The sequence below is a fragment of the Allobosea sp. Root381 genome, assembly GCF_001429395.1.
GTDB lineage: Bacteria > Pseudomonadota > Alphaproteobacteria > Rhizobiales > Beijerinckiaceae > Allobosea.
The window spans coordinates 65,426-79,729 of the sequence record NZ_LMJT01000034.1 but is presented as its reverse complement, the minus strand read 5'-3'; the positions used below and the strand labels follow the sequence as shown (position 1 = coordinate 79,729).

General features: G+C 68.0%; 18 protein-coding genes. 9 read left to right on the top strand and 9 right to left on the bottom strand.

Features of this window, described 5'->3' with window-relative positions:
- The first annotated feature begins 60 nt into the window (after positions 1-60).
- Positions 61-927 (top strand): GyrI-like domain-containing protein, encoded by an 867-nt coding sequence (locus ASE63_RS20235; protein WP_056805591.1) that lies wholly within the window; start codon positions 61-63, stop codon positions 925-927.
- A gap of 115 nt (positions 928-1,042) precedes the next feature.
- Here ASE63_RS20235 and ASE63_RS20230 read toward each other — a convergent pair whose 3' ends face one another.
- The 5 genes from ASE63_RS20230 to ASE63_RS20210 form a co-directional block, all read right to left on the bottom strand.
- On the bottom strand, positions 1,043-2,101 hold the full coding sequence (locus ASE63_RS20230) for an MBL fold metallo-hydrolase (RefSeq protein ID WP_056805587.1): 1,059 nt from the start codon (positions 2,099-2,101) through the stop codon (positions 1,043-1,045).
- A gap of 54 nt (positions 2,102-2,155) precedes the next feature.
- Positions 2,156-2,755, bottom strand: coding sequence for a class I SAM-dependent methyltransferase (locus ASE63_RS20225; RefSeq protein ID WP_056805583.1), 600 nt, complete (start codon positions 2,753-2,755; stop codon positions 2,156-2,158).
- Positions 2,756-2,769: 14 nt separating this feature from the next.
- Positions 2,770-3,396 carry a LysE family translocator gene (locus ASE63_RS20220; RefSeq protein WP_056805581.1) on the bottom strand — a complete coding sequence of 209 codons (627 nt, stop codon included), beginning with the start codon at positions 3,394-3,396 and terminating at the stop codon, positions 2,770-2,772.
- Between the two features lie 107 nt (positions 3,397-3,503).
- On the bottom strand, positions 3,504-4,079 hold the full coding sequence (locus tag ASE63_RS20215) for a CAP domain-containing protein (protein WP_056805577.1): 576 nt from the start codon (positions 4,077-4,079) through the stop codon (positions 3,504-3,506).
- Between the two features lie 72 nt (positions 4,080-4,151).
- A complete protein-coding gene (locus ASE63_RS20210) occupies positions 4,152-4,583 on the bottom strand; it encodes a hypothetical protein (protein ID WP_244491493.1) in 432 nt (143 codons plus the stop codon).
- A gap of 304 nt (positions 4,584-4,887) precedes the next feature.
- Between ASE63_RS20210 and ffh the strand changes: the two genes are divergently transcribed.
- The 6 genes from ffh to trmD all read left to right on the top strand — a co-directional run bounded on the left by ffh (position 4,888) and on the right by trmD (position 9,991).
- Positions 4,888-6,462 carry a signal recognition particle protein gene (gene ffh / locus ASE63_RS20205; protein ID WP_056805574.1) on the top strand — a complete coding sequence of 525 codons (1,575 nt, stop codon included), beginning with the start codon at positions 4,888-4,890 and terminating at the stop codon, positions 6,460-6,462.
- 186 nt (positions 6,463-6,648) lie between these two features.
- The gene (gene rpsP, locus ASE63_RS20200) at positions 6,649-7,008 is read left to right on the top strand and encodes a 30S ribosomal protein S16 (protein WP_056805571.1); all 360 of its coding nucleotides are present in this window, start codon (positions 6,649-6,651) and stop codon (positions 7,006-7,008) included.
- A gap of 150 nt (positions 7,009-7,158) precedes the next feature.
- Positions 7,159-7,683 (top strand): ribosome maturation factor RimM, encoded by a 525-nt coding sequence (rimM, locus tag ASE63_RS20195; protein ID WP_056805568.1) that lies wholly within the window; start codon positions 7,159-7,161, stop codon positions 7,681-7,683.
- Complete coding sequence (locus ASE63_RS20190; RefSeq protein ID WP_056805565.1) at positions 7,680-8,348, top strand: HAD family phosphatase; 669 nt, start codon at positions 7,680-7,682, stop codon at positions 8,346-8,348. Before rimM ends, ASE63_RS20190 begins: the two co-directional genes overlap by 4 nt.
- A 224-nt stretch (positions 8,349-8,572) precedes the next feature.
- The gene (catB, locus tag ASE63_RS20185; protein WP_056806147.1) at positions 8,573-9,214 is read left to right on the top strand and encodes a type B chloramphenicol O-acetyltransferase; all 642 of its coding nucleotides are present in this window, start codon (positions 8,573-8,575) and stop codon (positions 9,212-9,214) included.
- Between the two features lie 81 nt (positions 9,215-9,295).
- Entirely contained in the window at positions 9,296-9,991 is a 696-nt protein-coding gene (trmD, locus tag ASE63_RS20180; protein ID WP_056805563.1) for a tRNA (guanosine(37)-N1)-methyltransferase TrmD, read from the top strand.
- A gap of 113 nt (positions 9,992-10,104) precedes the next feature.
- Here trmD and ASE63_RS20175 read toward each other — a convergent pair whose 3' ends face one another.
- From ASE63_RS20175 to ASE63_RS28755, 4 genes are all read right to left on the bottom strand, one after another.
- Positions 10,105-10,527 (bottom strand): rhodanese-like domain-containing protein, encoded by a 423-nt coding sequence (locus ASE63_RS20175; protein WP_056805560.1) that lies wholly within the window; start codon positions 10,525-10,527, stop codon positions 10,105-10,107.
- Positions 10,528-10,532: 5 nt separating this feature from the next.
- Positions 10,533-11,735, bottom strand: a complete 1,203-nt coding sequence (locus tag ASE63_RS20170; RefSeq protein ID WP_056805557.1) for a pyridoxal phosphate-dependent aminotransferase — start codon at positions 11,733-11,735, stop codon at positions 10,533-10,535.
- A gap of 241 nt (positions 11,736-11,976) precedes the next feature.
- The gene (locus ASE63_RS20165) at positions 11,977-12,171 is read right to left on the bottom strand and encodes a hypothetical protein (RefSeq protein ID WP_056805554.1); all 195 of its coding nucleotides are present in this window, start codon (positions 12,169-12,171) and stop codon (positions 11,977-11,979) included.
- Positions 12,168-12,299 (bottom strand): hypothetical protein, encoded by a 132-nt coding sequence (locus ASE63_RS28755; protein WP_280137457.1) that lies wholly within the window; start codon positions 12,297-12,299, stop codon positions 12,168-12,170. The genes ASE63_RS20165 and ASE63_RS28755 overlap by 4 nt, the downstream gene beginning before the upstream one ends.
- Before the next feature lie 267 nt (positions 12,300-12,566).
- Here ASE63_RS28755 and ASE63_RS20160 point away from each other — a divergent pair, with 267 nt between their 5' ends.
- Both ASE63_RS20160 and ASE63_RS20155 read left to right on the top strand, forming a co-directional pair.
- Entirely contained in the window at positions 12,567-13,043 is a 477-nt protein-coding gene (locus tag ASE63_RS20160; RefSeq protein ID WP_056805551.1) for a YaiI/YqxD family protein, read from the top strand.
- Between the two features lie 268 nt (positions 13,044-13,311).
- Positions 13,312-14,286: a tripartite tricarboxylate transporter substrate binding protein gene (locus tag ASE63_RS20155; protein WP_056805546.1), complete on the top strand. Its 975-nt coding sequence runs from the start codon at positions 13,312-13,314 to the stop codon at positions 14,284-14,286.
- Positions 14,287-14,304: the final 18 nt, after the last annotated feature.

The window sequence follows — 14,304 nt, the reverse complement described above, 5'->3', positions numbered from 1 at the left end:
GGGCGCGAATCGCTGACGGTGAGCAGGGCGGTCTCAATGCGGCACTACCGGATTGCAGTTTTGGCGGTCGCTGCCCTGACGGGCTGGTCCGTGTTTGCGCTGGCCCAGTCGCGCGTTGCGCCGCCGACGCCGGTCGAGTCGGCGCCGCTCGCGCCGCCACCGGGATCGGCGGCCCCTGCCCAGGCCCAAATTCCCAACCCGCCGGCCGCAGTGCCGGAACCGGTGCCCGGGCCGCAGCCGGTCCAGCCCGCGCCCGCGCCGCAGCGCCCCGTGACGCCGGAGCCGGTCCAGCCGGCGCCGACGCCGGATGTTCCCCTGGAGCCGCAGCCCGTCCAGCCGCCGCCGACGCTGCCGGAGCCGGCGCAACCCGGTCAGCCGCCGGCCCAGCAGCAGATTCGGCAGCAGACCGGGACACTCGACCCGAACCAGACTCTCGCCGGCAAGCGCGGCGACACGAGCGATGTCGACGAGGTGCTGCTCGTCGCCAAGCCGGTGCTGACCCTGTCGGGTTCGGCGAGCTGGGACGAAGGCTTCAAGCGGCTGACCGAGAGTTTTGCCGTGTTGCGCCAGGAGGCGGAGAAAGCCAGGCTGCCGATCGCGGGGCGGCCGCTGTCGCTTTTCCTCGAAACGGACGACAACGGCTTCCGCTACGAGGCGATGCTGCCGGTCGGTCCCGGGCCGGGCGGCGAGCGGCCGCAGAGTTTCGGCAACGGCGTTCGCGCCGGCACGACGCCAGCCGGGCCGTCGTTGCGCTTCGTGCACATCGCGCCCTATGACGACATCGACTCGACCTATGAGACGATCACCGCCTATCTCGATGCGAAGAGCATCGTCGTGAAGGACGCCTTCCTCGAGGAATATGTCGGCGACCTCAAGGATCCGGCCGACCCCAATCTCGAGATCAACGTCTACGTCCAGCCGCGCTGAAGCGTCTGCCAGCCCGTCATTGCGAGCGTCAGCGAAGCAATCCAGGAAGGCGTAGAGCGCTGCTGCCCCCGGGGTTACTTCGTCGCTTCGCTCATCGCAATGACGCGGACGTTGCTTATGCCGTCCAGCTCAGGCCCGGCCGCATCGGCCGGAAGCGCTCCTCGGGCAGCCCGGCATCGACCATGGCGGCGGCAAGGGCCGCCAGCGGGCGCTCGATGCCCTCATCGGTGAGCTGGAAGGTGCCCCAATGGTGGCCGAGCGCCTGTTCGGCCCGCAGCGCCAGCATCACCTTCACCGCCTCTGCCGGGTTCATATGGTTGTCCTGCATGAACCAGCGCGGCTCATAGGCGCCGATCGGCAGCAGGGCGAGGTCGAAGGGGCCGTGCTCGCGGCCGAGCCGTTCATAGAGCGAGCCGTCGTGATAGCCGGTGTCGCCGATGTGGAAGATGCGCTTGCCGCCGCCTTCAAGGATGAAGGAGCACCACAGCGCCATACGCCGGTCCATCGCGCCGCGGGCCGACCAGTGATAGCTCGGGACCAGCGTGGTCGAGACCGTCTCGGAGAGCTGAAGCCGCGTGCCCCAGTCATGCGCTTCGGCGCGCACGTCCGGCACCGCCTCGCGCACGATCGCGTCGTTGCCCAGCGGCATGATCATGCGCGGGTCGTCGCGGCGGTGCAGCCGGCCGAGCGTCTCGACGTCGAGATGGTCGTAGTGATTATGCGTGACCAGCACGACGTCGATCTTGGGCAGATCGGCGAAGGCGATGCCCGGCGCGTTGACGCGCTTCGGCCCGAAGAAGCTGAAGGGGCTGGCACGCTCCGACAGCACCGGGTCGACCAGGATGTTGAGCCCGCCGATCTGGTGCAGGAAGGAGGCGTGGCCGATATGGGCGACCCGCACGCCCTCGATGCGCTGAGGCGGCTTGTCCTGCGGCGGGGCGGGGTAATGCTCCGGGAAGCGCTCGCGGCCGCCACGCTCGGCCTGCCAGCGCAGGAAATCACCGAAGCCCTTGGTCACGGGCCTGCCATCGGAGAAGCGCAGGCCGTCGAAATTGTCGCTGACCGGACCTTGATAATAGGGATTGCGCGAGCGCTGGTACGAGGCCCAGGCCACGCCCGAGCCTCCCAGCAGGGCAGGGAGGGCGAAAATGCGGAGAAGGCGGCGACGGTTCATGGTCGCGAAGATGTAGCGCAGGCGCCTCCGAAAACCAGAGAGATTCGGCCGGGATCAAGCGTTCTTGACCGCGAAGGCATGGAGCCAGCGCGTCGGCTCGGCATCGTAGCCGCTGCCCGACGCCTCCTCGACGACCAGGCTTTCCCAGCCTTCCGGGCCATAGGCGCCGCGCAGCCAATCCGGCGAGGGATAGTTGAAATAGCGTCCGAAACGGTCGCGGCCCTCGGCCTCGCCGGCCTTGAAGCTGGCGAAGAAGACGCCGCCCGGACGTAAAGCGCGCGCGATACGGGCGAGGATGCCGGGCAGCGCGGCGCGGGGCACATGGAGCAGGCTGGCATGGGCCCAGACCGCGTCATAGGCATCGACTTCGTCCAGTTCCTCGAACAGCAGGACGCGCACCGGAACGCCGAGCCGCTTGCCGGCTTCCGCCGCCAGTTCCGGCGAGCCGTCGCTCGGTACGACATCGAAGCCGCGCGCCAGCATCGCAGCACTGTCCTGCCCGCCGCCGCAGCCGAGCTCGAGAATGCGGGCGCCCGGCGTGAGCAAAGTGGTAAAGCGACCGATCAGCGCGTTCTCCGCCTCGCGGTCCCGTCCGGCATAGGCCTGTGCCTCGGCGGCGTAGAAATCGAGCGTAGCGCTGTCGCGGGCTGGCATATCGGTTTGAACTCTCAAGGGTTGGCGGGCCGGATCGCCACCGCGGCGATGCCGGCGCCGATCAGTGCCGCGCCGCCGGCCTTGTTGAACAGGCCGATGGCGCGTTCACTGCGCACCAGCGAGCGCGCCCGCGAAGCGACGAGCGCGTAGCCGAAGGCATTGGCGAAGGCGAGCGTCACGAAGGTCGCCTCGAAGATCAGCATCTGCGTCCAGAAATCCGCCTTCGGGTCGAGGAACTGCGGCAGGAAGGCGACGAAGAAGGTGATGCTCTTCGGGTTCAGCGCCGTGACCAGCCAGGCATGGCCGAGCATCTTCCAGGCCGAGGCGGCATCCTCCCTCGGCCTGGCGTCGAGCGTGCCGCCGGCGCGGAAGAGCTTGAAGCCGAGCCAGATCAGATAGGCGGCGCCCACCCATTTCAGCACGGTGAAAACGGTCGCGGAGGCGGCCAGCAATGCGCCGACGCCGAGCATGGAGAGCGTCATCGCCGTGAAGTCGCCGAGCGCCACGCCGATCGCGGTGGGCAGCGCGGTGCGCCAGCCCTGGCCGAGCGCATAGGAGACGACGAGCAGGATCGTCGGTCCGGGAATGATGAGCAGGACGGCTGTGGCGGCGGCGAAGGCGGCCCAGGCTTCGAAGGTCATGGCGGGCTCCCGGAGGACTGATGCTGGCGGAGCCATCCCCAAGCCGCGGTGTTTGTAAAGGGGCTCGTGTCCGGTCCGGTTGCCCGAGTCGAGCGTCCTTCGCCCGGCTAGCGAGATTGCGGTCGGTTCGACCCGAAATGCATGATGGGGCCGGCCGACATCTCGACGCGGCGCTCGGGCTCGCCGGCGACGACGAGGGCCCACCAGGCGCGGTATTGCGTCTGCGGGTCCTTGGCGAGGGCAATGCCGAAGCGCGTCGCTTCCTTCATCCGGAGATTGGCATCGTGGCCGCTGGAGTTGCGCCAGCCGGAGAAGGCCTCCTGCGTGGAATAGTAGCCGCCGCCGAGATTCTCAGCCGAGCGCGCGGCGTCGAGGCCAGCGGCGTGGACGCGCGAAGCGAAGTTGCCGGCCACGGTATGCGAGAGGCTGTTCGCCTTCGCCATCGCATCGGCCTGGCGCTGAGCCATGCCGGTCAGGACGGGGTCAAGCCGCACCGGGCCGAGACCATGGCTCGCGCGATAGGCGTTGAAAATGCGCCCGGCCTCGGCGGGATCGAGCGTCACGGCGGCGAGGCGCTCGGTGGAGCGGGCATTGAGAGAGGTCGTGCGGCGCGCCTCGCCGGCGCAACCGGCGGCGAGCAGGGCGAGGGCGAGAAGAGCGAGGCGGGGAGCGAGCGGGATCATCGTCGGCTTTCGTGAAGGAGGCCGGCGATGTGCCCCGCGATCCCGGCGGTTTCGCGGCGAGGCCTGCCGGAATCAGCCGCGGCCGCCGGCAATGACGCGGCAGAGCGCGTCGCGGACATAAGCTTCGGGGGCGACCTGGCCGGCCTGCACCACGAAGGCTGCATCGACGCGGGTCGCGGGGCCGCTCTTGCGGGCGGTGACGCGCAGGTGCTGCGGCCGGCCCGAGCCGCTGGTCTCCTGGATCGCGACAACGGAACTCGTGGCCTTGTCGACGCGGATGCCGGCGAAGCCTTCGGCCGAGACGGCGGCGGCGAGGTTCTTCAGGACGGCGGCCGGCGCCTTGCCCTTCACCAGATCCCAGCTGCGGTAGGTGATACCGGTGACCATCGGGACGCCATCGACCTTGAAATTGCCGGGGCAGGCCTGCGCCATCGCCTGCGAGGCGAACAGGACCGCGGCAGCGGCAAACAGGCAGGTCTTGAGGCTTCCGGCAATCATCGTCATTCTCCGTCTCGATCGGCCGCCTTGTGTAACCGAAGAGTGCTCGGGCTCAACCGCCGCGCCGCGCAGTTGGGGCATCCGCGGCCACAACCTTGACTTTCGCCGCATTCTGCGGCTTTAAACGCCGCATCCGTTTCGCCGACATCGTCGAGACCGCATCCGCCGACCGGGCCGCGCACAGCGCTTCATGAGCCCGGAGGTCAACGCCCGACAGCGCGTCTGCGCCCTCGGGCGCGAAACCGTTTGGCGGTCATGTTGGTTTTCGGCGAGAGACGAAACCCGACAGACCAGACAGGACAGCGTCCGCATGTTCGGCACTCTGAGCGACAAGCTGTCAGGCATCCTTTCGGGGCTCACCCGCAGGGGTTCGCTGACCGAGGAGGACGTCAACGCCGCGCTGCGCGAGGTGCGCAAGGCGCTGCTGGAGGCCGACGTCGCGCTCGAGGTCGTGCGTTCCTTCACCGACAAGGTTCGCGAGCGGGCCGTCGGCGCCGAGGTGCTGAAGTCGATCACGCCCGGCCAGCAGGTCATCAAGATCGTCAACGACGCGCTGATCGAGATGCTCGGCGGCGAGGGCGAGGGCATCAATTTCGATGCCGTGCCGCCGGTGCCGATCCTGATGGTCGGCCTTCAGGGCTCGGGCAAGACGACCTCGACGGCTAAGATCGCCAAGCGCCTGACCGACCGGAACAAGAAGAAGGTCCTGATGGCGTCGCTCGATACGCGGCGCCCGGCCGCGATGGAGCAGCTTGCCATTCTCGGCAAGCAGGTCGGCGTTGAGACGCTGCCGATCGTCGCCGGCCAGTCGGCCGTGCAGATCGCGCGCCGTGCCATCGAGGCAGCCAGGCTTGGCGGCTACGACGTCGTGATGCTCGACACCGCCGGCCGCGTCACGCTCGACGACACGCTGATGGCGGAAGTGGCCGAGGTGAAGGCCGCGACGAACCCGCATGAGGTGCTGCTCGTTGCCGACGCGCTGACCGGCCAGGACGCCGTCAACACGGCGCGCGCCTTCGACGGCCGCGTCGGGCTGACCGGCATCGTGCTGACCCGCATGGACGGCGATGGCCGCGGCGGCGCGGCGCTCTCGATGCGCGCGGTCACCGGCAAGCCGATCAAGCTCGTCGGCACGGGCGAGAAGACCGACGCGCTGGAGGATTTCCACCCGTCGCGCGTCGCCAACCTGATCCTCGGCATGGGCGACATCGTCGGCCTCGTCGAGCGGGCGGCCCAGACGATCGATGCCGAACAGGCGCAGGCGACCGCGCAGCGCATGGCCAAGGGCCAGTTCGACCTCTCGGACATGCGCGCGCAGTTCCTGCAGATGGAAAAGATGGGCGGGCTCGGCGGCGTGATGGGCATGCTGCCCGGCATGAAGCAGGCTCAGGGCCAGCTCGCCAATGCCGGCGTCGGCGACCAGATGTTCAAGCGCATGATCGCGGCGATCGATTCGATGACGCCGGCCGAGCGCAAGAACCCCGACCTGCTCAAGAACAGCCGCAAGAAGCGCATCGCCGCCGGCTCAGGCACCTCGGCCGAGCAGATCAACAAGCTGCTGAAAATGCATCGCGGCATGGCCGACGGCATGAAGGCGATGGCCAGGCAGAAGGGCGGCATGATGGGCAAGCTCGGGCAGATGTTCGGGCTCGGCGGCGGTGGCCTGCCGCCCGGCATGCCGGACCCCTCGAAGATGGATCCGGCCCAGCTCGCCGAACTGCAGAAGCAGCTCGGCGGGGGTGGCGGCATGCCCGGCCTGCCGCCGGGCGGCTTCCCGGGCCTGCCGAAGGGCGTCACGCCACCTGCCGGCATGATGCCGAAGCTGCCGGGCCTCGGTAGCGGGCTGCCCGGGCTGGGCGGGCCGTTCGGGGGCAAGAAGAAGTGAGTTGTTCGTCCGCAAGCGTCCGGGACGTCATGGTCGGGCTTGCCCCGACCACCCACGTCTTCACCGGGCGAGGGCGGTGTTCAAGACGTGGATGCCCGGCACAAGGCCGAGCATGACGGAGAGACTGTCGGCCCTGTCGGCCGGCAATGCAGCAAAACCTACTCAAGACCAGAGAAAGAGAAGACCATGTCCCTCAAGATCCGCCTGACCCGTGGCGGCGCCAAGAAGCGCCCCTATTACCGCATCGTCGTCGCCGACGCCCGCTCGCCGCGCGATGGCCGCTTCATCGACAAGATCGGCTCCTACGACCCGATGAAGGCCAAGGATTCGCCGGAGCGCGTCGTACTCGACGTCGAGAAGGCCAAGGATTGGCTCGCCAAGGGCGCCCAGCCGACCGACCGCGTGCTGCGCTTCCTGGACGCCGCCGGCGTCTCCAAGCGCCCGGCCCGCAACAACCCGAAGAAGGCCGAGCCCGGCGAGAAGGCCAAGGAGCGCGCCGCCGCCAAGGCCGAGAAGAGCGCCGCCCCGGCCGAAGCCGAGGCGTGATGCCGATCACGGCCTGCGATGCCGGTCGTCATGGTCGGGTTCGTCCCGACCATCCACGCCTTCGCGGGTCGTGCATGGTGTTCGAGACGTGGATGCTCGCCACAAGGGCGAGCATGACGGCGAGGCCGTCTTTGCCCTGTGGTGGACACCATGGCTGCTGACAATACGCGCGTCCTGCTCGGCGTCATCGGCGCCGCGCATGGGATCAAGGGTGAGGTCCGCATCAAGACCTTCACCGGCGATCCGCTGGCGATCGCGGATTACGGCCCTCTGTCCGACGACAAGGGGCGCCTCTTCGAGATCGCCGAAATCCGCCCCGCCAAGGAGGTGGTCGTCGCCCGGCTCAAGGGCGTCACCAGCCGCGAGGCTGCGGAAAGCCTGAACGGTGTCGAGCTCTTCGTGGCGCGCGACAGCCTGCTCGCGCCCGAGGACGAGGACGATTTCCTGCATGCCGACCTGATCGGCTGCCGGGTGCTCGGCCCCGATGGCGCCGCGCTCGGCACCGTCACCTCGGTCGAGAACTACGGCGCGGGCGACCTGCTCGACATCGAGACGCCCGATGGGCACTCGGTGCTGATGCCCTTTACCAAGGCTTTCGCGCCGCGCATCGACATCGCCGCGCGCGTGATCCATGCCGAGCCGCCGCTCGGCCTGTTCGAGGATGGCGAGGCATGAACACCGCCCCGGCGCGCGCGCTGATCTTCGACATGGACGGCACCATCGTCGACAACATGCGCTATCACGAGGCGGCCTGGGGCCGGCTGCTCGCCGAGCACGGCCTGCCCTTCGACGCCGATGAATTCTTCCGCCGCACGGCGGGTATGGCGTCCCGCGAAATTCTGGCGCCACTCTTTCCCAACGCCGACGCCGCGCAGATCGACGCGCTTGGCCATGACAAGGAACTCTACTACCGCGAGGCCTATGGCCCGCATGTCGCGCCGCTGCCCGGCCTGCTGCCGCTGATCGCGCGGGCGACGAGCCATGGCGTGCCGATCGCGGTGGCCTCGGCGGCCCCTCCGGGCAATATCGATCTCGTGCTCGACGCGCTGGAACTGCGCCCCTTCCTGAAGACGATCGTCGCGCCGAGCCAGGGCTATCGCGGCAAGCCGCATCCCGACCTGTTCCTGGCGGCGGCCGAGCGCATGGGTGTCGCGGCCGAGGATTGCATCGTGTTCGAGGATGCGCCGAACGGCGTCGAGGCGGCCAGACGGGCCGGCATGCGCGCCGTCGCGCTGCTGACGATGATCGAGGCCGATTCCTTTGCCGGTTTCGACAATCTCGTGGCGAGTGCCAAGGATTTCAGGGCACTGGACCGGCTGCCGGTGTTGCAGTTCGGCTGAGCCATGGGGCGGGCGGCGCAGGCTCTCGCCGAATTTGCGCTCAGGCCGCTGCCGCGACTATGCTGCCGCCATCATGAAGCAGGCGCACTGTACCAACAGCATCGCGTCCCCGCGCTTCTGACGCGAGGGACGAAGGACCAGGGTGGGCATCGGCACGGCCGGTGACCTGCTTTTCGCATGTCTTTCAGCCGATGCGCCGCGCGCGCCATTGCGAGCACAGCTTCATGAGCAATGTTTTCGAAAGCCCGTTCAAGGGTATCCCCCTGTCGCGGCAGGTCCGCAACCCCAACATCCTCGTCGGACGCCACAGCTATTATTCAGGCTATTATCACGGCCATGGCTTCGACGATTGCGCCCGCTATCTCCTGCCCGATGCGGGCGCCGACCGCCTAATCATAGGGAGCTTCTGCTCGATCGGCTCCGGTGCTGCCTTCATCATGGCCGGCAATCAGGGCCATCGGAACGAGTGGGTCAGCACCTTCCCGTTTCATTATCTACCGGATGTTCCACATTTCGCCGGTGCGCGCGACGGATACCTCCCGGCCGGCGATACGGTCATCGGCAGCGATGTCTGGATCGGGTCGGAAGCGATCGTCATGCCCGGGATCAGGATCGGGGACGGCGCGGTGATCGGCACGCGGGCGCTCGTCACCCGTGATGTCGAGCCCTATGCCATCGTCGGCGGGAATCCGGCGAAGCCGATCCGCAAGCGCTTCGACGAGGCGCGAATCGCCCTGCTGCTCGAAATGGCATGGTGGGAGTGGAGCGACGCCGAGATTGGCGAGGCGATGACCTTCATCACCAGCGCCGATATCGAGGGCTTGCACGTACATTGGCAGGCCCGCATCGCAGGCCAGTCGAGCTGAGGCAAACCCCACCTGGGCATTGCCGGCACTGAACGGCGCCGCTCTGATGACGCGGCGCCGATTTCGTGCCAGCAGGAGGTCATGACCTTTCGCGCCTCGATCCTGACCCTCTATCCCGAGATGTTTCCAGGCCCGCTCGGTGCCTCGCTGGCGGGCGAGGGGCTGCGGCGTGGCTTGTGGTCATTGGAGACGCACCAGATCCGCGACCACGGCATCGGCCGGCACCGCAATGTCGACGACAACCCGGCCGGCGGCGGCGCCGGCATGGTGCTGCGCTGCGACGTGCTGGGGGCGGCGATCGATACGGCCGTGCCGGCGGAGGATGTCCGGCCGCGGCTGCTGATGTCGCCACGGGGGCGGCCGATGACGCAGGCCCAGGTGCGCGAATGGGTGGCGGGCGAGGGCGTCGTCATCGTCTGCGGCCGCTTCGAGGGCGTCGACGAGCGCGTGATCGAGGGGCGGGGGCTGACCGAGGTCTCGATCGGCGACTACATCCTCTCCGGCGGCGAGATGGCGGCGATGGTCCTGCTCGATGCCTGCGTGCGGCTGATTCCCGGCGTGATGGGCAAGGATGCCTCCGGCGAGGAGGAAAGCTTCGAGAACGGCCTGCTCGAATACCCGCACTATACCCGCCCGCGCGAATGGGAGGGCAGGGGCCTGCCCGAGGCACTGCTCTCCGGCGACCATGCCCGCATCGCCAGATGGCGGCGGGCGGAAGCGGAGCGGATCACGCGGGAAAGAAGGCCGGATTTGTTGATGAAGCGCGAAGAGAGCTGAGCTTACATCCGTCATTCTCGGGCGGAGCGAAGCGCAGACCCGAGAATCTCTCCCCGGAAGGGGCGTCCTTTCCGCGAGGGATGCTCGGGTCAAGCCCGAGCATGACGGCGTGGTCAGCGATAATCCGTCACCGGCAGCTTCTCCGCGAGCCAACCGCCGGGCGCGAGCATGCCGCCGCGCACGGCCCTGACATCGCGCCAGCCGCGCCCGGTCAGCTTGGCCGCGAGGGCCGCCGCCTGGGCCCCGGTGCGGTCGATGAAGGCGATCGGCCGTTTCGGGTGGTCGAGGCGCAACCCCGCCAGCCGCGGTTCGAAGGCGGCGCCGTCGGCATCGAGCGGGAGCGCGCCCTGCGGCAGGCCGGTGTCGCGCCATTCCTCCGGCGTGCGGATGTCGACGACGATCAGCCGGCCAGCGCGGACGGCTTCATGCGCATCGCGTGGGGAAAGCGACGCGGCGCCCTGGCCGAAAACGAAAGAAGCCGGGAGCGCGAGGCTCCCGGCCAGAATCGTACGGCGCGTCGTGGCGCCTTTTCGCATGTGGCTCAGCGCAGTTCGGCGCAGAAGCGCTGGATGCGGCGGCAGGCTTCTTCCAGCTTCTCGTCCGAGGTGGCGTAGGAGATGCGGAAGTTCGGGCCGAGGCCGAAGGACGAGCCGTGGACGGCGGCGACGGCTTCCGTCTCCAGGATGCCCATGACCAGGTCCTCGTCGGTCTCGATCTTCTTGCCGTTCGGCATCGTCTTGCCGATCAGGGCCGAGCAGTCGGGATAGACGTAGAAGGCGCCTTCCGGCTTCGGGCAGACGAGGCCGCGGGTCTGGTTCAGCATGGAGACGACGAGGTCGCGGCGGCGCTCGAACGCCTTCTTGAAGACGGGCAGGTGGTCCTGCGTGCCGTCCAGCGCCTCGACGGCGGCCCATTGCGAGATCGCCGAGGTGCCCGAGGTCTGCTGGCCCTGGACGAGATCCATGGCGTTCATCAGAGCCTGAGGGCCCGCCGCGTAGCCGATGCGCCAGCCGGTCATGGCGTAGGACTTCGAGACGCCGTTCATGGTCAGCGTGCGCTCATAGAGCGCGGGCTCGACCTGGGCCGGCGTCACGAACTGGAAGTCGCCATAGACGAGGTGCTCGTACATGTCGTCGGTCAGGATCCAGACATGCGGGTGGCGCATCAGCACGTCGGTCAGCTTCTTCATCTCGTCGAAGCTGTAGGCGGCGCCGGACGGGTTGGACGGCGAGTTCAGGATGACCCACTTGGTCTTCGGCGTGATCGCGCGCTCGAGCTCCTCCGGCTGGAGCTTGAACTCGTTCTCGATCTTGGTCTCGGCGAAGGTCGCGGTGCCGCCGCAGAGCGCCACCATCTCGGGATAGGAGACCCAGTAGGGCGAGACGCAGATCACCTCGTCGCCCGGGTTCAGCGTGGCGAGGAGGGCGTTGTAGATGACGTGCTTGCCGCCGGTGGAGACGATGGTCTGGCTCGGCTTGTAGTCGAGGCCGTTCTCGCGCTTGAACTTGCGGGTGATCGCCTCGCGCAACTGCGGGATGCCGGAAACCGGCGTGTACTTCGTCTCGCCGCGGTTGATCGCCGCGATCGCCGCCTGCTTGATGTTGTCCGGCGTGTCGAAATCGGGCTCGCCGACGGAGAGCGAGATCACGTCCTTGCCCTGCGCTTTCAGGTCGCGCGCCTTCTGCGTGATGGTGATGGTCGCAGACGGCTTCACGCGCTTCAGGGCGTCGGCAAGAAAGGCCATGGGACTGATCTCCGGGGAGCGAGAGGTTCGGCGCCGGGCAGGCGCGCGCGTGGTTTAGGGCGCATGGCGCCCCATCGCAAGCCAGAGTGCTTGATCAATGCCAGCAGCGAAGCGAATTTGATCGTGGCTACCGCTGGAGGCGATAGCGCCGACATCGCCGTCGCCACGGCTTTCGCGCTTGCCGCCCGGATGGTTTCTCGTTCCCCGAATGCCCCCTGTGCGATCAGGCCGGCACCGCGCGTCAGTCCTTGAACGAACGGGAGCTGCCGGCCTTCTTCGCCCGCAGCGGCGTCTTGCGCGTCAGGCCCTTCCTCGCGGCTGCCGGCTCGCCGTCGCCGGCAGGTGCCGACGCAGCGACGGCGGGCTTGGCCGGCGCAACGGGCTTCTCTGCCGGCTTGTCCTGATCGGCCGGGTCGATCGTCCTGAAGCGGATCATTTCTTCTTCGGCTCCGCGGCCTTGGCGACTACGGCTGCGAAGGTCGAGGGTGCCGCGGCCGTGACCTTCGGCTTGTCCTTCTTCGGCTTCTTGGCTTCGCGGTTGCTGCGCTGTTCGCCTTTTGCCATCGTCAGGCTCCTTTGGTTGAGCGGCGCGGGGTCGCGTCGCTCTGCGGTCTCGGGTGAACGTCGGGGCTGAGGTCCAGCATGGGGGGGCGGCTTTCGCCTGCCGCGGCCGGCCCGGCGGAAGCGGGCCTCGTCATGTCGAAGCAGAAGGCAAGACTAGGCCATCGCGCTCGCGGGCGCACGCGGTTTCTTACCGTAGCCCCGCATTTCCGCGCGTGTCGGACCTTGCCGCTTGCGCGTGGCCTTCGTCCCTGCGATGCGCTTGTCGCCATGAATACCCCGACACCGATCGCGATCTATATCGATGCCGATGCCTGCCCGGTGAAGCCCGAGATCTTCAAGGTCGCGGAGCGCCACCGCCTGCACGTCTTCGTCGTCGCCAACAGCTACATGGCGCTGCCGCGCGAGCCCTGGATCGAGCGCGTCGTGGTGACGGACGGATTCGATGCGGCCGATGACTGGATCGCGGAGCGGGCCCGGCGCGGCACCATCGTGGTGACTGCGGACATTCCGCTCGCCGACCGCTGCATCAAGGCGGGCGCCGAGGTCATCGGATCTACCGGCAAGCCGTTTACCGAGGCGTCGATCGGCATGGCGCTGGCGACACGCGACATGATGGAGGATCTGCGGGCCATGGGTGCGGCGACCGGCGGCCCGAAGCCGTTCTCGCCGAAGGACCGCTCCGCCTTCCTGCAGGCGCTCGACCTCGCGGTGCAAAGGCTGAAGCGGGCGGGGTTTACGGCATAGCGCTTTGTTCTCGCGGAAAGCTCCTCGTCATTCCGGACCAGCTGCGGAGCAGCGCAAGTTCTGGATGACGGCGCTATTGGCGTAGAGTTTCCCTCAAATATCCCCGAAATTGCCGCCGGCGCCTCCGAAATTCAGGCTTTCCGGGGTCGCTATCCAGCGACGCTTTCGCATCGGATTGTCCGAAAACCGGGATTCCCCTTTTCGGCCCGATGCTCTAAATCTCGCCCCAACCAGTCCGCCATAGAGGCGGCCTTCCGGGAGGATACTGATGTCGTTGACCCGCCGCTCGACGCTCGGCCTGATGGCCGGCGCCGTATTCGCGCCCTCGCTCGTTCGCGCGCAGAGCTTCCCGAGCAAGCCAATCACCCTCGTCGTGCCCTATCCGGCAGGCGGGCCGACAGATGCGATCGCGCGCTTCGTGGCGCAGGATCTTTCGGGCTCGATCGGCCAGGGTGTCGTGGTCGACAACCGGGCGGGCGCTTCCGGCGCCGTGGGCACGCGGGCTGTCGCGCATGCACCGGCCGATGGCCACACCATCATCTTCGGCAACAACCAGACGCATGGCAACAACATGTTCCTGCTGAAGGAGCCGGGCTACGACGCGGTCAAGGATTTCGCGCCGCTCGCCGGCGTCGGCGCCTTCGAGCACGCCTTCGTGGTGCGCAAAGATCTGCCGGCCAAGGACATCAAGGAGCTGATCGCGCTCGCCAAGGCGGACCCCGACAAGCTGAATTACGGCTCGACCGGCGCCGGCTCCGGCTCGCATCTGGCGATGGAGCTGTTCATGCAGCGCACCGGCATCAAGATGACGCATGTGCCCTTCCGCGGCGCGGCGCCGCTGGTGCAGGAGATCATCGGCGGCCGCATCGACATCGCCAATTCGACCCTGCCGAGCGTGCTCGAGCAGATCAATGCCGGCAATCTGCGCGCGCTGGCGCTGGCCAGCCCCGAGCGCAACCCGCGCGCCAAGGACATCCCGACGCTGCGCGAGCAGGGCGTCAGCAATGCCGATGCAGATTCCTGGGCGGCTTTCTTCGCGCCGGCGAAGACGCCCGCTCCCGTGCTCGACACGCTGTCGAAGGCGATCCTGGCCTCGCTCGCCAAGCCGAACATCACCGAGCAGATCCTGAAGCTCGGCTTCACGATGAAGCTGCGCAATCCCGAGCAGTTCCAGCCCTATCACCTGCAGGAAATCGCGGTCTGGGAGCAGATCATCAAGGATGCCGGGGTGCAGCCGGCGTAAAGGGCAGAGTATGCCGTC